The sequence below is a fragment of the Streptomyces sp. CoH27 genome, assembly GCF_020181035.1.
Classification (GTDB): domain Bacteria; phylum Actinomycetota; class Actinomycetes; order Streptomycetales; family Streptomycetaceae; genus Streptomyces; species Streptomyces camelliae.
The window spans coordinates 49,203-71,728 of sequence record NZ_JAIQYY010000010.1; the positions used below are offsets into that span (position 1 = coordinate 49,203).

The window sequence follows — 22,526 nt, forward strand, 5'->3', positions numbered from 1 at the left end:
GGCCCACGGCCGGGATCTCCTCCGTGGCCGCATCGGTCACCCGGTAGTGCCCGCCGTCCGGCTCCACCCACCGCCCGACGACGAACAGCCGCTCCGCCCTCACCGGGTGCTCACCGTCCGCGTGTCCCGCCCCGAGCGCAGCACCTTCCCCGGTACGGCCCCGCTGACCCTGTCGTCCCGGATCGCCTCGACCCCATTGACCCACACGGCCCGCACCCCGATCGCCGCCGAGTCCAGGCGGGGACTGTCCCCCGGCAGGTCGTGCACCAGCCGGGCGTGCCCGGCGTCGATCCGCTCCGGGTCGAAGAGGACCAGGTCCGCGTGCCAGCCCTCCCGGATCCGGCCCCGCTCCCGCAGTCCGAAGAGCCGCGCCGGATCGTCGGTGAGCATCCGCACGGCCTGCTCCAGCCCGATCAGCTTCCGCCCGCGCAGACAGTCCCCGAGGAACCGGGTGGTGTACGGCGCCCCGCACATCCGGTCCAGGTGCGCCCCGGCGTCGGAGCCGCCGAGCAGCACGTCCTCGTGCCGCCAGGTCTCCGCGCGCAGCGCCCAGGAGGCGGGGTCGTTGTCGGTCGGCATGGGCCACAGCACCGTACGCAGCTCGTCGTTGGCGCAGATCTCCACGAGGCAGGTGAAGGGGTCCTGGCCGCGTTCGGCCGCGATGTCCCGTACGACCCGGCCGGTGAGCCCCTGGTTGGCGGCGCTGTAGGTGTCCCCGATGACGTACCGCCCGAAGTTCGCCAGCCGCCGGAAGACGCCCGCCTCCTTGGACTGGGCCCGGCGCAGCAGCTCCGCCCGCACGGCCGGGTCCCGCAGCCGGGCGATCCGCTCCGGCACCGGCAGCCCGAGGACCGGTCCCCAGCCGGGGATGAGGTTGAGGGCGCAGAAGGTGCCGAGGGACATGTTCATCGGGGTGAGGATCGGCATGGTGAGCGCCACCACCCGGCCGCCGGCCTTCCGGGCCCGCTCGCTCGCGCTCAGCTGCCGGGGCACCCGCTCCGGGACGGCCGCGTCGACGGTGAGCACGTTCCAGTTGAGCGGCCGCCCGGCGACCGCGCTCATCTCCACCAGCAGGTCGATCTCGTCGTCGCTGAACTGGTCCAGGCACCCGGCGACGATCGCCTCGATCTGCGTACCCTCGTGCTGCCCGACCGCCTCGGCCAGGGCGAGCAGTTCGGCGGGCCGGGCGTGCCGGGAGGCGACAGGCTGTCCGTCGCCGTCGGAGTGGGTGCTGGACTGGGTGGTGGACAGCCCCCAGGCACCGGCGTCCATGGCCTCGTGCAACAGCCGTACGATCTCGGCGAGTTGCTCGCTGCCGGGCTGCCCGCCGACGGCCTCCGGCCCCATCACGTACCGGCGCAGCGCGCAATGCCCGACCATGAAACCGGCGTTGACGGCGATCCGCCCGTCGAGGGCGTCCAGATACTCTCCGAAGGAGCTCCAGTTCCAGGGCGCCCCCTGCTCCAGCGCGACCAGGGACATCCCCTCGACCTTGGACATCATCCGGCGCGTGTAGTCGGCGTCCTCGGGGCGGGCGGGGTTCAGGGGCGCGAGGGTGAACCCGCAGTTCCCGGCGGCGACGGTCGTCACCCCATGGTTGAGGGAGGGCGTGGCGTACGGATCCCAGAAGAGCTGGGCGTCGTAGTGGGTGTGGGGGTCGACGAAGCCGGGGGCGAGGACGAGGCCGTGCGCGTCTTCGGTGGTGCGGCTGTCCTCGGTGACCTTGCCGACGGCGGCGATACGGCCGTCCCGGATACCGACGTCGGCGGTGACGGCGGGGGTGCCGGTGCCGTCGACGACGGTGGCGCCCTTGATGAGGTGGTCCAGCATGCCCGGGGCCCCCTCAGACGGCCTGGCGGAATCGCGACGTCCGATGCACAGGATCCGTGTCGATCTTCGGAATCACATGCTCCCCGATCAGCCGGATCGTCTGCAGCGTCTCCTCCTTCGGCACGCCCACCGGCAGCCCGAAGCTCAGCTGGTCGGCGCCCGCCTGCTCCCACCGCTTGCACTGGCGCAGCACCTCGTCCGGGTCCCCGCAGATCAGCAGCTCCTCCTCGACGAGCAGCTCCACGAACTCCGGGGTGTATTCGGGCAGCGTCTCCGGCCAGACCGGGAAGCCCTCCGGGCGGGGGAACGTGTCGTGGTAGCGGAAGACCAGCGAGGGCAGATAGTGCAGCCCGCCGCCCACCGCGATCCGGATCGCCTCCTCGTGCGTGGGCGCGCAGATCGCGGTCGTCGTCACCATCACGTTGTCGTTGACGAAGTCCCCGACGGGTTCCGCGTTCACGACCGCCGTCTTGTACTGCTCCAGCACCCACTCCATGTCGGAGACCTTCTGGATGCTGAAGCCGAGCACGCCGAGCCCCTTCTTCGCGGCCATGGCGTACGACGCCGGCGACCCGGCCGCGTACCACATCGCCGGGTGGGACTTCCCGTACGGCTTCGGCAGGACCTTCCTCGGCGGGAGCTGCCAGTGCTTGCCCTGGAAGCCCGCGTACTCGTCCTGGAGCCACATCTTCGGGAACTCGGCGATCGTCTCCCCCCAGATCTCCTTCGTGTAGTTCATGTCGGTCACACCCGGTATGAACCCGAGGATCTCGTGCGACCCCGCACCCCGCCCGCTGCCGAACTCGAAGCGGCCCTCGCTGAGGTGGTCCAGCATGGCGACCTTCTCGGCGACCTTGACCGGGTGGTTGACCTGGGCGAGCGGGTTGAAGATGCCCGAGCCCAGGTGGATGCGGTCGGTCGCGTGCGCCAGGTAGCCCAGGAACACGTCGTTGGCGGACAGGTGCGAGTACTCCTCCAGGAAGTGGTGCTCGGAGGCCCAGGCGTACTTGAAGCCGGACTTGTCCGCCTGGATGACGTACTCGGTCTCCTCCATCAGTGCCTTGTGCTCGGCGAGCGGGTCGGTCTCGGCGCGCTTGCCCACGTACCCCTGTACAAAGAGCCCGAATTCCACGGCGGTTCACCGTCCCAGTCCAGGTGATCACTGCGAGTCCTGCGAGTTCCTAAGACTTTCTGACGCTACGTCAGATTCGTCAATAGCTGACGGGCAGTCAGGTATGTGTCAGATCACGCTGACCCCCGCCAGCCAGCCCCCGTCGATGACGAACGGCTGCCCGGTGATGTACGAGGAGTCGTCGCAGGTGAGGAACAGCGCCAGCCGGGCGACCTCCTCCGCCCGCCCGATCCGCCCGAGCGGCACGAGCTTGCGGTAGAGCTCGTCGAGGGCCCTGGTCATCTCCGCCGGGTCCGCGTCCGGATCCAGCCGGGACGGGTTGGACATCGCCGTGTCGATCGCGCCCGGACACATGGCGTTGACCCGTATCCCCCGGGGCGCCAGCTCCAGGGCGGCGACCCGCGTGAGGCCGAGGATCGCGTGCTTGGTCGCCGCGTACGTCCCGACCGCCGCCATCCCGGTCAGCGCCGTGTACGAGGCGGTGTTGACGATGGTGCCTCCGTCGGACAGCTCCGGCGCCACGGTCCTGATCCCGAGGAAGCAGCCGACCTGGTTCACCTGCACGACCTGCATGAACTCGTCCAGCGGGGTGTCCACGAGGGCGTTGAAGCGCAGGATCCCCGCGTTGTTGACCAGCCCGTCGACCCCGCCGTACGCCTGCTTCACGGCCGCCACCGCGGCCACCCAGTCCGCCTCCCGGCTCACGTCCAGGTGGACGTACAGCGCCCCCAGCTCGCCGGCCAGCGCCGCCCCCTGCTCGTCCAGCACATCCGCCACGACGACTTTCGCGCCCTCGGCCGCGAACAGCCGCGCCTCCTGCTCGCCCTGCCCGCGCGCCGCCCCGGTGACGAGGACGACCCGCCCGTCCAGCTTGCCCATGCGCACTCCTCAGCTCAGCCGGGGCGCGACCTCCGCCCCGAACGCTTCGACCTGCTCGATGAGTTCGCTACGGCTCCGGCTGCGGAACCGCACCTGGATCTGATCCACGCCCATCGCCCGGTACGCCCGCAGCGACGCGGCGATCTCCTCCGGCGCCCCGGTCAGGGTCCGCCGCCCGACCTCCCAGCCGGCCCGCCCGACGTACAGCGGCTCGGTGATGGCCCCGACCGTGAACGGCCCCGCCGGCCCCCGATCCGCGCGCAGGCGCCGTATCCGGTCGATCTGCGCGGGCAGCCGCTCCCGTGGATCCCCCTGCGGCAGCCAGCCGTCGCCCTTCAGCGCGGCCCGGCGTACGGCGGCGGGCGAGGAGCCGCCCACCCAGAGCGGGACGTGCGGCTGGGCGGGCCGGGGCCGCTGGCCGAGGCCGGCGAAGTCGTAGAGCTTGCCGTGGTGCTCGGGGAACTCCTCCGGCCCGAGGGCGGCGCGCAGGGCGTCGATGCTCTCGTCCAGCACGGCCCCCCGCCGCTCGAAGTCGGCCCCGACCGCCTCGAACTCCTCCCGCACATGCCCGGCGCCCACCCCGAGGATCAGCCGCCCGCCGGAGAGGTGATCGAGGGTGGCGTACTGCTTGGCGGTGAGGAGGGGGTGCCGGAGGCCCACGACGGCCACATGGCTGAGCAGGCGCACCCGCTCGGTCACGGCGGCGAGGTGGGCGAGGGTGGCGACCGGGTCGTACCAGACCGTGCTCATGGCGGGGGCCAGCCGGCGCGGAATGGCCACGTGATCGCAGACGGCGAGGTACGCGAACCCGGCCCGGTCCACGGCCCGCGCCACCGCCACCAGATCCTCCGGCCCGGCTTCCGTCTCCCAGCGCTCGGTGTAGAGGGTGCTCTGGGACTGGACGGGAAGCTGGATGCCGTAGGCCAGGGCCAGGGCACTCACCGCCAGAGTCCTTCGGGGGTGAGCCCCAGCAGCTCGATGGCGTTGCCGCGCACGATCCGCTCGACCACGTCGGCCGGCAGATGCCCCATCTGTGCCTCGCCGACCTCGCGGGACTTGGGCCAGGTGGAGTCGGAGTGCGGGTAGTCCGTCTCGTACAGGACGTTGCCGACGCCGATGGAGTCCAGATTGCGGAGCCCGAAGGCGTCGTCGAAGAAGCAGCCGTAGACGTGCCCGGCGAAGGTCTCGGACGGCGGCCGGGTGACCTTGCAGGCGACCCCGCCCCACCCCCGGTTCTCCTCCCACACCACATCGGCCCGCTCAAGGATGTACGGGATCCACCCGATCTGCCCTTCCGCGTACATGACCTTGAGGTTCGGGAAGCGCTCGAACTTGCCGCTCATCAGCCAGTCCACCATCGAGAAGCAGCAGTTGGCGAAGGTGATGGTGGAGCCCACGGCGGGCGGGGCGTCGGCGGAGGTGGAGGGCATACGGCTGCTGGAGCCGATGTGCATGGCGATGACCGTGCCGGTCTCGTCGCACGCGGCGAAGAAGGGGTCCCAGTCGTCACCGTGGACGGAGGGCAGGCCCAGGTGCGGGGGTATCTCGGAGAAGGCGACGGCCCGGACGCCACGTGCCGCGTTCCGCCGCACCTCCTCGGCGGCGAGGCGGGCGTCCCAGAGGGGGATGAGGGTGAGCGGTACGAGCCGGCCGTGCGCGTCGGGGCCGCACCACTCCTCCACCATCCAGTCGTTGTAGGCGCGCACGCACAGCAGGCCGAGTTCCTTGTCGGCGGCCTCGGTGAAGGTCTGCCCGCAGAAGCGGGGGAAGGTGGGGAAGCACACGGCCGACTGGACGTGGTTGACGTCCATGTCGGCGAGCCGCGCGGCCACGTCGTACGACCCGGCCCGCATCTGCTCGTACGTGATGACTTCGAGCCTGACCTCGTCCCTGTCGTACCCGACGGCGGTGTCGAGCCGGGTGAGGGGCCGCCGGAGGTCTTCGTAGACCCACCAGTCGCCGAGGGGCCCGTCGTCGCTGCCGGGCCGGCCCATGACGGGCTTGAACCGTCCGCCGAGGAAGGTCATCTCCTTCAGCGGCGCACGCACGATACGAGGCCCTACGTCCAGGTACTTCTTCGGCAGCCGCTCCTGCCAGACGGTGGCGGGCTCCACGGTGTGGTCGTCGACGGAGATGATCAGCGGGAATGAGGAAGTCGTCTCCATGAGCCTCACGGTAGCGCCGATCTGACGGATCGTCAGCTCATGGGTTCCGGTCTCCTCCACGCGAATGAGTGCGAAGACCGTGTGAGGGCCTTGTGTACTCAGGTGTGCCGGTCTGTGATCGGCGTCTCCCACGGCTGACGCAACCGCCCGGAACAAGGCAAACTGACGGGGTTGTTCGTGATGCCGAGGGGGACGAACGCATGGACGGTGGGCCGCGAGTGCCTGAGCAGCGGCGTCCCGGCTCCGTGACCGTCACGGAGCCGGAGGCGTTGCGGTTCGGCGTGCTCGGTCCGGTGCGGGCCTGGCGCGGTGCGGAGCCGCTGAGCACGGGCTCCCCGCAGCAGCGCGCCCTGCTGGCCGCCCTGCTGCTGCGCGAGGGCCGTACGGCGACGGCGGCGGAGCTCATCGACGCGCTCTGGGGCGACGAGCCCCCGTCGCAGGCGCTGGCGGCGGTGCGTACGTACGCCTCGCGCCTGCGGAAGATCCTCGACCCCGGCGTACTGGTCAGCGAGTCCGGCGGTTATGCGATCCGGGGCCTCGACGAGGGCGCCCTGGACCTGGCCGCGGCCCAGGAGCTGGCGGCGCAGGCGGAGAAGGCGCGGGCGGCCGGCGATCTGTGCCGGTCCCGCGAGCTGCTGAACGAGGCCCTGGGCAGGTGGGACGGCGAACCGCTGGCCGGCGTCCCCGGCCCGTACGCCGAGACCCAGCGGGTCCGCCTGGAGGAGTGGCGCCTCGGCCTCCTCGAATCCCGCCTGGACATGGACCTGGAGCAGGGCTGCCACGCGGAGGCGGTCTCGGAGCTGACGGCGCTGACCGCGGCCCACCCGCTGCGGGAGCGGTTGCGCGAGCTGCTGATGCTCGCGCTGTACAGGAGCGGCCGGCAGGCGGAGGCGCTGGCGGTCTACGCCGACACCCGCCGCCTGCTGTCGGAGGAGCTGGGGGTGGACCCGCGGGCGGGGCTGCGGGAGTTGCAGCAAAGGATTTTGCAGGCGGACCCGGCCCTGGCGGAACCCTCGTCACCGGCGCCGGAACCGGCCGTCGTACCGGTGCGCCCGGCCCAGCTCCCGGCGTCGGTCCCGGACTTCACGGGCCGCGCGTCCTTCGTGGCCGAGCTGAGCGAGGTGCTGTCCTCGGCCTCGGAGTCCCGGGACTGCGGGGGCCGCGTGATGGCGGTGTCGGCGCTGGCGGGCATCGGGGGCGTCGGGAAGACGACCCTGGCGGTGCACGTGGCCCACCGGGCGCGGGGCGCCTTCCCGGACGGCCAGCTGTACGTCGACCTCCAGGGCGCGGGCCCCCGCCCGGCGGAACCGGAGACGGTCCTGGGCTCCTTCTTGAGGGCTCTGGGCACGGCGGACTCGGCCATCCCGGACTCCCTGGAGGAGCGGTCGGCCCTGTACCGCTCGGTGCTGGACGGCCGCCGGGTCCTGGTCCTGCTGGACAACGCGAAGGACGCGGCCCAGGTACGCCCGCTCCTGCCCGGCACGGAAGGCTGCGCGGCCCTGGTGACATCCCGGGTCCGGATGCTGGACCTGGCCGGGGCCCACCTGGTGGACCTGGACGTGATGTCCCCGGACGAGGCGCTGGCCCTGTTCACGAGGATCGTGGGCGAGGAGCGGGTGGCGGCGGAGCGGGAGGCCGCGCTGGACGTGGTGGCGGCCTGCGGCTTCCTCCCCCTGGCGATCCGCATCGCAGCCTCCCGCCTCGCGGCCCGCCGCACGTGGACGGTCTCGGTCCTGGCGGCGAAGCTGGCGGACGAACGCCGCCGGCTGGACGAGCTCCAGGCCGGGGACCTGGCGGTGAAGGCGACCTTCGAACTGGGCTACGGCCAGCTGGAACCGGCCCAGGCCCGCGCCTTCCGTCTGCTGGGCCTGGCCGACGGCCCGGACATCTCGCTGGCGGCCGCGGCGGCGGTCCTGGACCTCCCCGTGGAGGACACGGAGGACCTGCTGGAGTCCCTGGTGGACACGTCCCTGCTGGAGTCGGCGGCGCCTGGGCGGTACCGGTTCCATGACCTGGTCCGGCTGTACGCGCGTGCTTGCGCGGAGAGGGACGAGCAGCCGCCGGGTGAGCGCGAGGCGGCGATGTCGAGGCTGCTGGACTTCTATCTGGGGACGGCGGCACAGGTGTATGCGATGGAGCGGCCGGGGGATCGGGTCGTGGACCATCTGCAGCCGACCGAGTATCCGGGGCTGAGGTTCGACGACCGGCGGCACGCCCAGGACTGGCTGTACGCGGAGGCCGTGTCCCTGCTCGCGTGTGTGCGCCAGTTCGCGGGCCCGGGGACCCTGCCGCGCGCCATCGACCTGCTGTGGACCGCCGTCGACCTGACCGAGTCCGGCGCCAACTCACGGGAGTACGACGCCGCCGCGCTCGCCCTCCGCGACGCGGCACGGGCATGCGGGGACCAGCGGGCCCAGGTGCGGGCCGCGGTCGTCCTGGCCAACGCCCACCAACTGTCAGGGCGGTTCACGGAGGCGGACGAGTCGGCACGGGAGTCGCTGCTTCTGGGAGATCCCTCCTGCGATCCCCTGGCCCGCTGCTGGGCTGCGAACATCCGTGGCGCCATGGCCTTCTACCAGCGCCGCTACGCCGACGCCGAAGAACACCTCAAGCAGGCGCTCGCGGACTTCCGGGACTGCGGCGACCGCGCCGGGGAGGCCAGCGTCCTGTGCAACCTGTCCCGCATCCACGTCGTCACGGGACGTCCGCAGAGCGCCGTCGAACTGGCCCAGCAGGGCGTCGACATGTACGAGGGCCTGGGGCACGCCGTGAAGACCGCCAACGGGCGCTACGCCCTGGGGATGGCCCTCACTCAGAACGGCCTGCCCGCCGAAGCCGCCGAGCGGCTGCACGAGGCGCTCGCCGTCTTCCGTGAGAGCCGTCAGCGGTTGTGGGAGGGGATGACGCTGTTCCGGCTCGCCGAACTGGATCTGACGGCCGGTCGGCACGCCCAGGCCTCGGTCAGCGCCGAGGCCGCGCTGACCGTGCTCCGTGGGATCGGCGGCGAATGGCGGCGCGGGAACGTCCTCACCGTGCTCGGCCGGGCGCTCACCGGCATCGGGCAGTCCGGACGGGCCCAGGTGTGCTGGCAGGAGGCCCTGTCCATCTACGAGTCGCTCCAGTCACCGGAGGCCGAGACCGTCCGTGCGCTGCTGGCGCCGACCGCGGCGGCCTGAGCCGGCGCGGACGTTCATCGTTCGTTTATCGCCGCACGGCAGTCTCCTCCTGTCGATCCGTCGCGTCGGGGGGCAGACGGACCGGCTGTGAGATCGCCCGTGCGAACGATCTAGGGTTGGGCGATCCCGGTCCCGTCCGGCTGTCCATCGGGGGAACGGCCGGACGGGACCAAACGTCGAGTACAGCGCCAATGGGGAGGAAGCACCATGAGCGACACCACGAAGGACGAGCAGACCGTCACCCCGGACAACGTCCACATCACCGACGCGCCCGCCGCGGTGAGCCCTGACAACGTCCACATCACCGACGCTCCGGCCAAGGGCACGGGCACGGTCACGACGGACAACGTCCACATCACCGATGCCCCGGTGACCACGGACAACGTCCACATCACGTCCGACCCCAGCTGAGCCACCTCCCGCACGGGGGAACCGGCCGCGACGGCGCCGAGGGGGAGCCGTCGCGGCCGGAGTGCGTCGAGGGCGAGTACAGGCCAATTTCAGGCCGAACCCGTTCGACCTACTCGAACATGCACGCCCCCTAGGTGAGACCCGAGACCGACCTCCCCCTCACCCCCTCCCCCGCAAAACCCCCTTCACCACCTTCCCGCTCGCGTTCCTCGGCAGCTCCCCCACGAACTCCACCGCCCTCGGCACCTTGTAGTTCGCCATCTCGCGGCGGGACCAGGCGATCAGGTCGTCGGAGGTCAGGGTCGAGGTGGGTCTGCGCACGACGTACGCCTTGGCGACCTCGCCCAGCCGGGGGTCGGGTACGCCGATCACCGCCACGTCGGCCACATCCGGGTGGGTGCGCAGCAGTTGCTCTATCTCCGCCGGGTAGGCGTTGAAGCCGCCGACGATGAACATGTCCTTGATGCGGTCCGTGATACGCAGGTTGCCCGAGTCGTCCAGGACGCCGACGTCGCCCGTTCTCAGCCAGCCGTCCGGTGTGATCGCCTCCGCTGTCGCGCCGGGGTCCTCGTAGTAGCCGCGCATGACGTTGAAGCCGCGGACCAGCACCTCACCCGGCACCTCCGGCGGCAGCGGAGCGCCCGACGCGTCGGCGACCCTCAGCTCCGTGCCCGGAATGGCCCGGCCGGACGTCGACGCGATCAGCGACGGCGGGTCGTCGCGCCGGCACATCGTGACCACGCCGCTCGCCTCCGACAGGCCGTACGCCGTGAGGACCGTCTCCACGCCCAGTTCGGCTCGCAGGCGTTCCACCAGCCTCAGGGGCACCACCGCGGCTCCCGTCACCACCAGGCGCAGGGCGGAGAGGTCGTAGGCGGGCCGGGACGGGTGGTCCAGCAGCGACTGGTGGAGCGTGGGTGGGCCGGGCAGGACAGAGATGCGTTCCGCCGCGATGTTCGCCAGGGCCGTTTCCACGTTGAACACCGGCTGCGGGACCATCGTCGCCCCGCGCATCACGCAGGCGATCACCCCCGCCTTGTAGCCGAAGGTGTGGAAGAAGGGGTTGATGATCAAGTAGCGGTCCCCGACCCGCAATCCCGCCAGCTCAGCCCAGATGTCGTACGCCCGCAGCGTCTGCTCGTGCGTGATCACCGCACCCTTGGGGCGGCCCGTCGTACCCGACGTGTAGATGATGTCCGACAGGCAGCCGCCGTCCAGCTTCCGCTCCCTCGCCCGTACTTCCTCCCCACTCACCCCCTCCCCTCCCGCCACGTACTCCTTCCACGTCCGGAACTCCGGCGGTGCGTCCTCCGACAGGACCACCACATCCTCCAGGGACGGGAGGCCGGGGAGTGGAACCCGGGCGTCCGTCACCCGTGCCCCCTCCCCCGCCGCCCGGCGCAGGGACGCCACGTACGACGTGCCCAGGAACGTGCCCGTGACGAAGAGCAGCCGCGCTCCGCTGCGGCGCAGTACGTCCGCCGCCTCCGTGCCCTTGAAGCGGGTGTTGAGCGGGACCAGGACCGCGCCCGCGCTCACCGCGCCGAGCGCCGCGACGATCCAGTCCAGGGAGTTGGGGGCCCAGACCGCCACCCGGTCGCCCACCTGCACGCCGCTCGCCAGGCAGGCTGCCGCCGAGCGCTCGATACGGGCGCCGAGTTCGGCGTACGTGATCCTCGTACGGCCGTCGACCACGGCCTCCCTCTCCGCGTGCCGCGCGGCCGACCACCGCACCAGCTCCGGGACGGTCCCCCAGTCGTTCACGACATCCCTCCCTGACACCGGATAGCTGACTCTCCGTCAGATTAGCTGTAATCTGACGGACTGTCAGGATGTCCAGGGAGGGGGACGGCATGGCAGTCGCCGGGCTGAAGGACGCCACCGCCATCGTCGGGATCGGGCAGACCTCGTTCGCCAAGCGCCTTCCGGAGGACGAGAAGACGCTGGCCTGCCGGGCCGTCCTCGCCGCGCTCGACGACGCGGGGATCGCGCCCGGTGAGGTCGACGCCCTCGCCTCCTACACCATGGAGGAGACCGACGAGGTCGAGCTGGCCAAGGCCGTCGGGTTCGGGGATCTCACCTTCTTCAGCAAGGCGGGATACGGAGGAGGCGGGTCCTGTGCGACCGTCGCGCATCTCGCCGGCGCCATCGCCTCCGGGCAGGCCTCAGTGGGCGTCGCGTGGCGGTCGCGGAAGCGGGGCAGCGGGCCCCGGCCCTGGACCAACACCGCCGTCCAGCTGCCCACGCCCGCCCAGTGGACCCGGCCCTTCGGGCTGCTGCGGCCCGCTGATGAGATCGCCATGCTGGCGCGGCGGTACATGCACGAGTACGGCGCCACCCGGGATCATCTGTTCAACGTCGCCCTCGCCTGCCGGAACCGCGCCAACCAGAATCCCGCCGCCGTGATGTACGAACGGCCGCTGACCCGCGAGATGTACATGACCTCCCGGTGGATCAGCGAGCCCCTCTGCCTCTTCGACAACTGCCTGGAGACCGACGGCGCCCTCGCCTGTGTCCTCGTGTCCAGAGAGCGCGCCCGGGACTGCGCCAGGAAACCCGTCTACGTCCACTCCGTCGCCCAGGGGCTGCCCGCCCAGCACCACGGCATGGTCAACTACTGGAACGACGACCCCCTCACCGGCCCCGCCTGGACCGCCGCCCGGCAGCTGTGGAAGCACGCCGACTTCACGCCGGAGGACGTGGACGTGGCGCAGATCTACGACGCCTTCACCGCGCTCGTCCCGCTCTCGCTGGAGGGGTACGGCTTCTGCGGGCGCGGGGAGGGGGGTGCGTTCACCGAGCAAGGGGCCCTGGAGATCGGGGGGCGGCTGCCCCTCAACACCTCCGGGGGCGGGCTCAGCGAGGCCTACGTCCATGGCTTCAACCTCATCAATGAAGGGGTGAAGCAGCTGCGCGGCACCAGTACGGCCCAGGTGCCCGGTGCCGCCACCTGCCTCGTCACCGCCGGTGAAGGCGTTCCCACCTCCGCTCTTCTGCTGAGGAGTTGATGATGCTGACTCCCGTCACCGACGCCGACGGCGCGCCCTTCTGGGAGTACGCCGCCCAGGGCGAACTGCGCGTCCAGGCCTGCGCCGACTGCGGTGAGCTCCGCTTTCCGCCCCGGCCCTGCTGCCCGCACTGCCGGTCCTTCGCAGCTGAGTGGCGGCTCACCAGCGGACGCGGGCGCGTGTGGTCGTACGTCGTGCCGCATCCGCCGCTCCTGCCCGACTACGCGGCACAGGCGCCGTACCCCGTCGTCGTGGTGGAGCTGGAGGACGCGCCGCGCATCCGGCTCGTGGGCAATCTCGTCCGCCATGCCGGGGCCCCTCTCAACTCCCTCGATCCGGAGCGGATTCGGATCGGGGCTCGGGTGCGTGTCGTCTTCCCGGAGGGCGGGCTGCCGCAGTGGGTGCTCGCGTGAGCCCCGTCGTGAGCCCCGTCGCCGTCGAGAAGGACAAGGACAGCGGGGTCGCCGTCGTCACCCTGAACCGGGCGGGGCGGCTCAACGCCGTCGATCTGGAGATGGCCGGGCAACTCGCCGACGTGTGGCGGGGGTTGCGCTTCGACGACTCCGTGCGGGCGGTCGTGCTCACCGGGAGCGGCGAGCGCGCGTTCTGCACCGGGATCGACCGGGACGTCGTCGTACCGCAGCCGTCGTCGCCGTACATGCAGGACGATCCGCTGCTGAGGATCGGGCCGAAGGCGAACGACCTGTGGAAGCCGGTCGTGGCCGCCGTGCGCGGGATGGCCTGCGGGGGTGCCTTCTATCTGCTCGGGGAGTGTGAGTTCGTCGTCGCCGACCCGACGGCCGTGTTCTTCGATCCGCATACGACGTACGGGATGGTCAGCGCCTACGAGTCCATGCTGCTGGCCGCGCGGATGCCGTACGGGGAGGTGGCCCGGATGATGCTCATGGGCACCGCCGAGCGGATCTCCGCGCGGCGGGCCCACGAGGTGGGGCTGGTTTCCGAAGTCAGCGAGGAGGGCAGGGCGTTGGAGGCCGCCGTGCGGTGCGCCGCCGTGATCGCCGGGTATCCGGCGGAGGGCGTGCAGGGGACCGTGCGGGCCCTGTGGGCGGCCAGGGAGGCGGGCCTCGCGCAGGCCTTCGCGCAGGCGCCGCATCTCATCGCGCTGGGGAATCTGCCGGCCGAGCGGCAGGCGGAGCTGTTCCGGGGCAGGGACCGGAACACGCCCCGGATACGGTGAGTGACCACATGGCGGAGAGCGGGCACCCAAGGTAGCGTCAGGCCTGGGACGGCCGCCGTCTGGAGCCCCCTTCCGTGACAACCGGTACGACGGCCGTCACGCACACACCGGCACGCGCCCCCTTCGCGCATCCCGGCGTCACGCCGTCCGTGCCGTGCCCGTCCCCTTCTCCGCGTCCAGCGCGTACACGCACCGGTCCTTGCTGCACGCGTACACCACGCCGTCCTGGACCACCGGGGAGCCGGTGATCTCGCCGCCGGTCGCCAGCTTCCAGCGCAGGCGGCCGTCGTCGGCCTTCAGGGTGTAGAGCAGGTGGTCCGTGGAGCCGAAGTGGATGCGACCCTCGGCCACCGCGGGCGCGCCCACGACGTCACCGCCCGCCTGGAAGCGCCACTTGGGCGTGCCGGTGACCGCGTCCAGGGTGTACAGGGCCTTGCCGCTGCCCACGTGGACATGGCCTGCGGCGACCAGGACCGGGTCGATGGAGGAGCGCGCCTCGGTCGCGATGCGCCAGCGGTCGCGGCCGTCGGTGGCGTCGAGGGCGTAGACCGTGCCGAGGTAGTCCGCCAGGTAGACCCCGCCGCCCGTGACCGCCGGGCCCGGGGTGAAGGCGGGCGGGGAGAGGAAGACCGCCGGGGCCTCGAAGTGCCAGCGGACCATGCCGCTCGCCGCCTCGATCGCGAGGACCCGGGTGCCGGCGGAGACGTAGACGTAGCCGTCGGGCGCCGGGGTGAGGCGGACCGGGACGCCGCCGCAGGAGGCCGCGTCGCCGACCGGGTACGACCAGCGTTCCTCGCCGGTGCGGGCCTCCAGGGCGCGCAGCCGGGCGTCCTGCCAGACGTAGACCGTGCCGTCGTGGACGAGCGGGCCCGCCTCGGGGGACTCGAAGTCGGTCTGGCAGCCGCTGATCTCCCACAGCTTCTGTCCGGTCGCGGCCTCCCAGGCCTGGGCGCCGCCGCCCCGGGTGCCGGTGACGACCGTGCCATGGTCGGCCTTGAGGGAGTACACCCAGGCGTCCGTCGACAGCCGCCACAGGTCGGTGCCCTCGCGGGCGTCCAGGGCGAACAGGGTCGGGCCGTCCGAGGCGTGGATACGGCCGTCCGCCACCGCCATGGACCAGGCGACGTCCCGCGTCTTGAAGCGGCGCCGGCCGGTGGCCACGTCCAGGGCGTGCACCTCGAAGGAGGTGACGTAGACCAGGTCGCCGGCGACGGCAGGGGTGCCCCAGACGTCGTTCGACATGCGGAAACGCCAGGGGCGCCAGCCGGCCGCGGTCTCCGGGGGCTGGGGCGGCACCGGCGGTACGGCGGGGTCCGCGCCGGCCAGGCCGGGGCGCGGGCGGGACCAGCTGGCGACCAGGCCGGCCTCCGGCGGGGGCGCCTTGACGGCGGCGGCGCGGGCGTCGGCGACGCGCGGACCGGGGCCGATGGGCACCGGGGCGCCGGCCAGCCGGACCGGCCCGGTGTCGGGGGCGCCGACAGGAACAGGCGGGACCGGGGGGTCGTAGGAGGGCGGCGGGGGGACTGCCGAGCGGCCGGCACTGCCCCGGCCGCCGGTGCCGGCCGGGGCCGGCTTGGCGGTGGGGCGGCCGCCGCCGCGGCGGGACTCGATGAGGGCGACGGCCTTCTCGGGCAGCCAGGCGGAGGCGGTGCCGCTGTCGTCGGAGCCGGAGCCGAAGAGGTGGGGTGCCAGCTGGGCCTGGAGGTCGGCCGGGGAGGGCCGGGCCGAGGCCTCCATCTGCATGCAGACCTCGATGAGCGGCCGCAGCTCGTCGGGCAGGCCGGTGAGGTCCGGGCCCTCACGCAGCAGCATGAAGACGGTCTCGACCGGGTTGGCGCCATGGAAGGGCGGGTGGCCGGTGGCCGCGAAGACCAGCATGGAGCCGAGGGAGAAGACATCGCTGGCGCCGGTGACGCTGCGGGAGTCCTTGGCCTGCTCGGGGGACATGTAGGCGGGGGTGCCGACGGCAACGTTGGTCATGGTCAGGCGCGTGTTCGAGACACCCGACGCGATGCCGAAGTCGATCACCCGGGGGCCGTCCTCGACCACGAGCACGTTGGAGGGCTTCAGGTCCCGGTGGACGAGGCCCGCGCCGTGGATGGACTGGAGGGCCTCGGCGACGCCCGCCGCGAGCCAGCGCACGGCCTGGGCCGGCAGCGGCCCGCAGTCGTTCACTATCTCTTCGAGGGAGGGCGCGGGGACGTAGGCGGTGGCGAGCCACGGGACGGGGGCGCGGGGGTCGGCGTCGACCACGGCCGCCGTGTAGAACCCGGAGACCGCGCGGGCCGCCTCCACCTCACGGGTGAAGCGGACGCGGAAGAGCTGGTCCTCGGCCAGCTCGGTGCGCACCGTCTTGATCGCCACGCGCCGGCCGGACGCCGAGCGCGCGAGATAGACCAGCCCCATGCCGCCGGCGCCCAGCCGGCCCAGCACCTCGAACGGCCCGATCCGCCGCGGATCGTGCTGCGTCAGCTGATCCACTTGCCTGCCACCTCCCCGTACTGGTCGCGCCACCCCATATGTACGCGACCGACGTGCAGCGTCTCACCACCGCACCGCCATGGCGGCACGCACCCTGATTCTTCCTGGCCGGGCGGCTGGTTGCGAACCCGGTGAAAAATCGGGGTGTCTTCCACTTAATCCCATCAAAGCGGACGGATCACCGCTGGAGCAGTGCGAACGACGCCCCCTGATTGTCGGTGACGACGGCCACCCATCCGTACGACGTCTCGAAGGGTGGTGCCTGCACCCGGCCGCCGAGCCGCTGCACGGCCCCGCGGGCGTCGTCGAGATCGGTGACCCGGAAGTGGGCGAGGAAGTGCGGGGGCATCTCGGCCGGGAAGACCTCGATGACGTCGGAGCGCCCGAAGTCGGGCGCGGCACCGGGGCCGAAGAGGGCCTCGTGGAAGAGGCCGCCGTAGAAGATGTTGGCGGTGGCGATGTCGCGGGTGTACAGCTGGGCCCAGACGAAGGTGCCGGGTGCGCGCCGGCGGCCGAAACCGCGGTGCCGGCCGGGCTGCCACAGGCCGAACACCGCCCCCTCGGGGTCGGCGGCGAGCGCGGCCGTGCCCAGGTCGTCCAGTGCGGTGGGCGCCATCACGAGCTGTCCGCCGGCCGCCGTGATCCGCCGGGCGAGCGCCTCGGCATCCGGGGTGGCGAAGTACACCGTCCAGACGGTGGGCATCCGGCCGTCGGTCTTGTGCGCCAGCGCGGCGACCGGCTCCCCGTCCAGCCGGGCCCACACCGAGGAGCCGTACGCCTCCTCGAAGGTCCACCCGAAGAGCTCACCGTAGAACCGCTTGCCCGCCTCGACGTCGGGCAGCTGGGCGTCCACCCAGCAGGGCACACCCTCCCCGTAGGTCTCCCCGACCTCTTGGGTCTCTTCATTCCCGGATGCCCTGTTTTCGGCCATGTCGCCAAAGTAACCGGGCCGCGCGCACCCCGCAGACCAGGCACACCACCCTCAGAGCGCCCATGCACCCCATTTGCAGTCGGCCGAATCGCGCTCCGATCACCCCTCGGTAAGCTGACGGCATGACAGGACAAGTGCGTACCGTCGACGGCCGCGTGGCCGGCCGGCGTGGGCAGGCGACCCGGCAGAAGCTGCTCGACTGCCTCAGCGAGATGCTCAGCTCCTCCCCGTACCGGGACGTCAAGGTCATCGATGTCGCCCGGAAAGCAGGCACTTCGCCCGCGACCTTCTACCAGTACTTCCCGGACGTTGAAGGTGCCGTCCTGGAGATCGCCGAGGAAATGGCCGCCGAGGGCGCCGGGTTGACCGAACTGGTCGCCGGACGCACCTGGGCCGGCAAGTCCGGGTGGACGGCCGCGCAGGAACTCGTGGACGGGTTCCTGGAGTTCTGGCGCAAGAACGACGCGATCCTGCGCGTGGTCGATCTCGGCGCGGCCGAGGGGGACAAACGGTTCTACAAGATCCGGATGAAGATCCTGAACTCGGTGAACAACTCCCTCTCGGACTCCATCGCCGAACTCCAGGCCAAGGGCCGGGTCGACAAGGACGTGAACCCCGCGGCGGTGGCCGGTTCACTGGTCGCGATGCTCGCGGCCGTGGCGGCCCACCAGAAGGGCTTCCAGTCCTGGGGCGTGAAGCAGGCCGAACTGAAACCGAACCTCGCCCTGTTGGTCCACCTGGGCGTGACGGGCAAGAAGCCGACGAAGTAGGCCCCGGGCCCCTTTACTCACCAAGTCCTGTCTGGCAGGCGGTGGTTCACCGAGGTGAGCTGCCGCCTGCCGTGCTACGCGGGCAGCGGCCGGTCCCGTACGACGTGCTTCATCACCAGCGTCGACGTCAGCCGCTGCACACCCGGCAGGGTCGCGAGCCGGTCGTCGTACAGCCGCTGGAAGGCGGCGAGGTCGGCGGTGGCGATCCGGAGCAGATAGTCGGGCTCGCCGAACAGCCGCTGGGCGTCGAGGACGTGCTCCAGCTCACTGACCGCCCGCTCGAACTCGGCGACCGTGTCCCGGTCCTCCTGCCGCATGGACACGAAGACCAGCGCCTCGAAGTTCAGCCCGAGCGCGGCCGGGTCCACCACCGCCCGGTACCCCTCGATGGCACCGGAGCGCTCCAGCTCGCGCAGCCGCCGGTGACACGGCGAGACACTCAGCCGCACCCGCGCGGCCAGCTCGGTCACGGTCAGCCGCCCGTCCTGCTGCAGCTCGGCAAGGATTTTCCGGTCCACGTCGTCCATGAGGCAAATCTTCCCCCGAAGTGGCGGCGACCGGGCAAATTCCGGGAACACTTTCGGGCCATTCACGCCTAATGTCCCCAGCATGGACTCCGGACTGCTCTTCTCCTTCCTCGCCGTGGACCTGCTGCTGGTGTGCGTGCCGGGCGCCGACTGGGCGTACGTCATCGCCGCCGCCCTGCGCGGCCGCTCGGTACCGCGCGCGGTGGCGGGGCTGGTCTCCGGGTACGCCCTGCACACGGCCCTGGCGACGGCGGGCCTCGCGGTCCTGGTCGCGGGCTCGCCCAGGCTGCTGACCGCGCTGACGGTCGCGGGCGCCGGGTATCTGCTGTGGCTGGGGTGGGGAGTGCTGCGGCGGCCGGCCGTGCCGGGTGCGGACGAGGCCCCGGAGGCGGGGGAGGGACGGCTGTTCCTGCGGGGCGCGACGATCAGCGGCCTGAACCCCAAGGGCCTGCTGCTCTACCTCTCCGTCCTCCCCCAGTTCCTCACCCTGCGCGGCACCCACCTGCCCGTCCCCGTGCAGACGGCGGCCCTCGGCCTGCTCCACATGGCGTGCTGCGCGGCCGTGTACCTCACGGTCGGCGTACTGGCGCGCGCCCTGCTCGCCGCGCGGCCTGCGGCGGCTCGGGCGGTGACGCGTACGTCGGGGGCGGCGATGCTGGGGATCGGGGCGGTGCTCCTGGCGGAGCGCTTGGCCACGCTGTAGCTCCGCAGGGGGTGCCGCGAAATGCCGTCAGGCGTCTGCGGCACCGTCGTGGTTGCTCGCGCAGTTCCCCGCGCCCCTTTGGGGCGCCTGCCTGATCGTCAGCCGGAACAGGCGGATCTCCCGCGTCACCCGTTCCTGGTACGCGGCGTACGGCGGCCAGAACGCGAGGGCCGCCCGCCAGGCCGCCGCCCGCTCCTCCCCTGTGAGCAGCCGGGCGGTGACCGGGATGTCCCGTCCCTTCCAGCTGATGGAGACATCCGGGTGGGCCAGCAGATTGTGGGTCCAGGACGGATGACCGGCCCGCCCGAAATTGGAGCCGATCAGCACCCAGCTCTTTCCCTCCTCCTCCGGCATACAGGCCAGCGGAGTCCTGCGGAGCAGCCCGCTGCGGGCGCCTGTCGACGTGAGGATCACCCCGGGCAGCATCTGGGCACTGAGCAGCACCCTGCCCCGGGTGAGCCGGTGGACGGCCCGGTCCAGTGCCGGGATCACATGCGGGGCGACCTTCGCGAACCCGCGCGTCGAGGACACCTTCTGCACCAACCGGACGCCGATCACACCGCCACCTCCCCGTGCCCGAACAGCCCCGCGGTCTCGGCGGCCCGGTCCCGGAGCCGGTGCGGTGGCCCGAACAGCAACTCGTCACCGGCCGCCCGTTTGAAGTACAGGTGAGCGTCATGCTCCCAGGTGAACCCGATCCCGCCGTGCAACTGGATCCCCTCACCAGCGGCCAACCGTAGCGCCTCCAACGCCTGAGCGAGAGCCAACCGACCGACTCCGGCTTCCGGGGCGTGGGCGAGCTCACCGGCTCCAGCATCCGGGGCGAGGGCCGGCCCAGCGACTCGGGCTTCCGGGGTGTGGGCGCGCCCAGCGGCTCCGGCCTCCCGGGCCTGGGCGAGCGCCGTCGGCGCCGGACCGGACGCACCAGCCGGACCGGACGGCCCGTAAGCCGCCGACGGCGAGGACGCCCCCGAGGACGCCCCACGGGGGCCATCCGCACCCGGAGACGGGAGCTGCACGGGCGGTGCGGGTGGGAACGGCCCGGACGCCGAAGGCGAAGCCGAGGCGGACGCCGACGCCCACGCGGAGTAGTACGCGGCCGACCTCGCCCCCTGCACCGCCACATACACCTCGGCCAACCGGTGCTTCACCGCCTGGAAGGAGCCGACAGGCCGCCCGAACTGCTCGCGCCGCCCGACGTACTCCACGGTCCGCTCCAGCACCCGCCCGGCCGCCCCGACCGCCTCGCAGGCGAGCACCGCGGCCACGGAGTCCCCGAGCACGGCAAGCGCGGGCAGCACCTCCGCCTCCTCCTCGCCCAGCAACTCGGCGCGGACATCGCGCAGTTGGACGCGCGCCTGAGGGCGGGTGGCGTCGAGCGCGGTCTGCCGGGTGCGCGTGAGGCCCGCCGCGTCGCCCGGCACCAGGTACAGCCGGGTCCGGGAGCGGGCGAAGCCCCCGGTGTGGGCGGCGACGAGCAGCAGCCCGGCGCTGTGCCCGTCCAGCACCTGCTCGGCCTGCCCGTACAGCAGCCAGCCGTCCGCCGTACGCCGGGCCTGGACGCCCCCGGCCCGCCCGCCGCCGGCGACGTAGCGCTCGTTCCCGCCGGTCAGGGCGAGCGCGGTGGCGAGGTCGGTTCCCGGTACGGCGAGCGCGGCGGTGAGGGTGCCGGCGGCGAGCCGGGGCAGCAGTGCGGCGCGCTGGGCCTCCGTTCCGAGGGTGAGCACGAGGGGCGCCACCAGCACGGAGGTGGCGAGCAGCGGGGAGGGGGCGAGCGCCCGCCCCACCTCCTCGCAGGCGAGGGCCAGTTCGGTGACGGAGCAGCCGACCCCGCCGTACCGCTCGGGCAGGGCGAGCCCCGGCAGGCCGAGCCAGCCGGCGAGGGCGGTCCAGAGGGCGGGGTCGTGTCCGGCGGGGGCGTCGAGGGCGGCGCGCTGTTCCTCGGGGCCGCAGCGCTTGCGGAGGAGTTCGCGCAGGGTACGGCGGATTTCGTCCTGCTCGGCGGTGAGACGCGTGTCCATGGCTCTGCCCTGCCTCTTCCTGCCTCTTCCCTCGGATCTGACGGACCGTCATATTAGAAGCGGCGGAGCGAGATGCACAGGGGACGGAGGACCGCATGACGCCCGGGAGCCGGAAAGTCGCCGTGGTCGGAGTGGCGCTGTCGGACTGCGGACGCGTGGCCGACGCGACGCCGTACACCCTGCACGCGCAGGCGGCCCGCCGTGCCCTCGCGGACGCCGGACTGGACCGCACGCTGGTCGACGGCCTCGCCTCCGCCGGCCTCGGCACGCTGGCCCCGGTCGAGGTCGCCGAGTATCTGGGCCTGCGTCCGACCTGGGTGGACTCCACCTCGGTCGGCGGCTCGGCCTGGGAGGTGATGGCGGCGCACGCGGCGGACGCGATCGCGGCGGGCCACGCCAATGCCGTGCTCCTCGTCTACGGCTCCACGGCCCGCGCCGACATCAAGGCGGGCCGCAGGACCGGCACCCTCTCCTTCGGCGCGCGCGGCCCCCTCCAGTTCGAGGTCCCCTACGGCCACACCCTGATCGCCAAGTACGCGATGGCCGCCCGCCGCCACATGATCGAACACCGCACGACCATCGAGCAGTTGGCGGAGGTTGCCGTGCAGGCGCGGGCGAACGCGGCCCTCAACCCGGACGCCATGTTCCGCGACCCGATCACGGTCGACGACGTCCTGTCCGGCCCGATGATCGCCGACCCCTTCACCAAGCTGCACTGCTGCATCCGCTCGGACGGCGGCGCGGCGGTGCTGCTGGCGGCCGAGGAGTACGTGCGGGACTGCCGTACGGCCCCCGTCTGGATCCTCGGCACCGGCGAGCACACCTCGCACGCGGCGATGTCCGAGTGGCCGGACTTCACGGTCTCCCCGGCGGCGGTCAGCGGCCGCCTCGCCTTCGGGCGGGCCGGGGTGCGGGCGTCGGAGATGGACTTCGCGGAGATCTACGACGCCTTCACCTACATGACCCTGGTGACCCTGGAGGACCTGGGCTTCTGCGGGAAGGGCGAGGGAGGGGCGTTCGTGGAGAAGGGCCGGCTGCTGGTGCGCGGCGGGGAGCTGCCGGTGAACACGGACGGGGGCGGCCTGTCGGCCCAGCACCCCGGCATGCGGGGGCTGTTCCTGCTGGTGGAGGCGGTACGGCAGCTGCGCGGCGAGGCCGGTGAGCGGCAAGTGCGCGGCCGGGACGGGGACGTGCCCCGGCTGGGGGTCGCCTCCGGGACCGGGGGCTGGTTCTGCTCGTCGGGGACGGTGGTACTGGGGCGGGAGTGAGGGCCGTGAGCGGGGTAAGCGTTGGG

Annotated in this window: 19 protein-coding genes; 8 read left to right on the plus strand and 11 right to left on the minus strand. The window is 72.3% G+C overall.

What is annotated here, in order from left to right:
• Window positions 1–99: 99 nt before the first annotated feature.
• From LE548_RS17700 to LE548_RS17720, 5 genes are all read right to left on the minus strand, one after another.
• A complete protein-coding gene (locus LE548_RS17700) occupies window positions 100–1,830 on the minus strand; it encodes an amidohydrolase family protein (RefSeq protein ID WP_225097833.1) in 1,731 nt (576 codons plus the stop codon).
• A 13-nt stretch (window positions 1,831–1,843) separates the two neighbouring features.
• Entirely contained in the window at window positions 1,844–2,962 is a 1,119-nt protein-coding gene (locus LE548_RS17705) for an LLM class flavin-dependent oxidoreductase (protein ID WP_374116119.1), read from the minus strand.
• A 108-nt stretch (window positions 2,963–3,070) separates the two neighbouring features.
• Window positions 3,071–3,841, minus strand: a complete 771-nt coding sequence (locus tag LE548_RS17710; protein ID WP_225097834.1) for an SDR family NAD(P)-dependent oxidoreductase — start codon at window positions 3,839–3,841, stop codon at window positions 3,071–3,073.
• A 9-nt stretch (window positions 3,842–3,850) separates the two neighbouring features.
• Complete coding sequence (locus tag LE548_RS17715) at window positions 3,851–4,783, minus strand: LLM class F420-dependent oxidoreductase (protein WP_374116120.1); 933 nt, start codon at window positions 4,781–4,783, stop codon at window positions 3,851–3,853.
• Window positions 4,780–6,006 carry an amidohydrolase family protein gene (locus LE548_RS17720; protein ID WP_225097835.1) on the minus strand — a complete coding sequence of 409 codons (1,227 nt, stop codon included), beginning with the start codon at window positions 6,004–6,006 and terminating at the stop codon, window positions 4,780–4,782. The genes LE548_RS17715 and LE548_RS17720 overlap by 4 nt, the downstream gene beginning before the upstream one ends.
• Before the next feature lie 200 nt (window positions 6,007–6,206).
• On the opposite strand from LE548_RS17720, the gene LE548_RS17725 reads away from it, so the two are divergent.
• Both LE548_RS17725 and LE548_RS17730 read left to right on the plus strand, forming a co-directional pair.
• On the plus strand, window positions 6,207–9,182 hold the full coding sequence (locus LE548_RS17725) for a BTAD domain-containing putative transcriptional regulator (protein WP_225097836.1): 2,976 nt from the start codon (window positions 6,207–6,209) through the stop codon (window positions 9,180–9,182).
• 207 nt (window positions 9,183–9,389) lie between these two features.
• Complete coding sequence (locus LE548_RS17730) at window positions 9,390–9,593, plus strand: hypothetical protein (protein WP_225097837.1); 204 nt, start codon at window positions 9,390–9,392, stop codon at window positions 9,591–9,593.
• 159 nt (window positions 9,594–9,752) lie between these two features.
• Here LE548_RS17730 and LE548_RS17735 read toward each other — a convergent pair whose 3' ends face one another.
• Complete coding sequence (locus tag LE548_RS17735) at window positions 9,753–11,357, minus strand: FadD3 family acyl-CoA ligase (protein ID WP_225097838.1); 1,605 nt, start codon at window positions 11,355–11,357, stop codon at window positions 9,753–9,755.
• Between the two features lie 89 nt (window positions 11,358–11,446).
• On the opposite strand from LE548_RS17735, the gene LE548_RS17740 reads away from it, so the two are divergent.
• The 3 genes from LE548_RS17740 to LE548_RS17750 are packed head-to-tail and all read left to right on the plus strand — an operon-like array spanning window position 11,447 to window position 13,799.
• On the plus strand, window positions 11,447–12,601 hold the full coding sequence (locus LE548_RS17740) for a lipid-transfer protein (protein WP_225097839.1): 1,155 nt from the start codon (window positions 11,447–11,449) through the stop codon (window positions 12,599–12,601).
• A 2-nt stretch (window positions 12,602–12,603) separates the two neighbouring features.
• The gene (locus LE548_RS17745; RefSeq protein ID WP_225097840.1) at window positions 12,604–13,014 is read left to right on the plus strand and encodes a Zn-ribbon domain-containing OB-fold protein; all 411 of its coding nucleotides are present in this window, start codon (window positions 12,604–12,606) and stop codon (window positions 13,012–13,014) included.
• A complete protein-coding gene (locus LE548_RS17750) occupies window positions 13,011–13,799 on the plus strand; it encodes an enoyl-CoA hydratase/isomerase family protein (RefSeq protein WP_225097841.1) in 789 nt (262 codons plus the stop codon). Before LE548_RS17745 ends, LE548_RS17750 begins: the two co-directional genes overlap by 4 nt.
• Before the next feature lie 138 nt (window positions 13,800–13,937).
• Here LE548_RS17750 and LE548_RS17755 read toward each other — a convergent pair whose 3' ends face one another.
• Together LE548_RS17755 and LE548_RS17760 are read right to left on the minus strand one after the other, a co-directional pair.
• On the minus strand, window positions 13,938–16,280 hold the full coding sequence (locus LE548_RS17755) for a PQQ-binding-like beta-propeller repeat protein (protein WP_225097842.1): 2,343 nt from the start codon (window positions 16,278–16,280) through the stop codon (window positions 13,938–13,940).
• Between the two features lie 178 nt (window positions 16,281–16,458).
• Window positions 16,459–17,211 (minus strand): VOC family protein, encoded by a 753-nt coding sequence (locus LE548_RS17760; protein WP_225097843.1) that lies wholly within the window; start codon window positions 17,209–17,211, stop codon window positions 16,459–16,461.
• Between the two features lie 122 nt (window positions 17,212–17,333).
• Here LE548_RS17760 and LE548_RS17765 point away from each other — a divergent pair, with 122 nt between their 5' ends.
• Entirely contained in the window at window positions 17,334–17,981 is a 648-nt protein-coding gene (locus tag LE548_RS17765; protein WP_225097844.1) for a TetR family transcriptional regulator, read from the plus strand.
• 74 nt (window positions 17,982–18,055) lie between these two features.
• Here LE548_RS17765 and LE548_RS17770 read toward each other — a convergent pair whose 3' ends face one another.
• On the minus strand, window positions 18,056–18,508 hold the full coding sequence (locus LE548_RS17770) for an Lrp/AsnC family transcriptional regulator (protein ID WP_225097845.1): 453 nt from the start codon (window positions 18,506–18,508) through the stop codon (window positions 18,056–18,058).
• 82 nt (window positions 18,509–18,590) lie between these two features.
• Here LE548_RS17770 and LE548_RS17775 point away from each other — a divergent pair, with 82 nt between their 5' ends.
• Entirely contained in the window at window positions 18,591–19,211 is a 621-nt protein-coding gene (locus LE548_RS17775; RefSeq protein ID WP_225097846.1) for a LysE family translocator, read from the plus strand.
• Between the two features lie 27 nt (window positions 19,212–19,238).
• On the opposite strand, the gene LE548_RS17780 is transcribed toward LE548_RS17775, so the two are convergent.
• Both LE548_RS17780 and LE548_RS17785 read right to left on the minus strand, forming a co-directional pair.
• Window positions 19,239–19,769, minus strand: coding sequence for a nitroreductase family deazaflavin-dependent oxidoreductase (locus LE548_RS17780; protein ID WP_225097847.1), 531 nt, complete (start codon window positions 19,767–19,769; stop codon window positions 19,239–19,241).
• Complete coding sequence (locus tag LE548_RS17785; RefSeq protein WP_225097848.1) at window positions 19,766–21,232, minus strand: acyl-CoA dehydrogenase family protein; 1,467 nt, start codon at window positions 21,230–21,232, stop codon at window positions 19,766–19,768. Before LE548_RS17785 ends, LE548_RS17780 begins: the two co-directional genes overlap by 4 nt.
• Window positions 21,233–21,327: 95 nt before the next feature.
• Between LE548_RS17785 and LE548_RS17790 the strand changes: the two genes are divergently transcribed.
• Window positions 21,328–22,500, plus strand: a complete 1,173-nt coding sequence (locus tag LE548_RS17790) for an acetyl-CoA acetyltransferase (RefSeq protein WP_225097849.1) — start codon at window positions 21,328–21,330, stop codon at window positions 22,498–22,500.
• The last annotated feature ends 26 nt before the right edge of the window (window positions 22,501–22,526 follow it).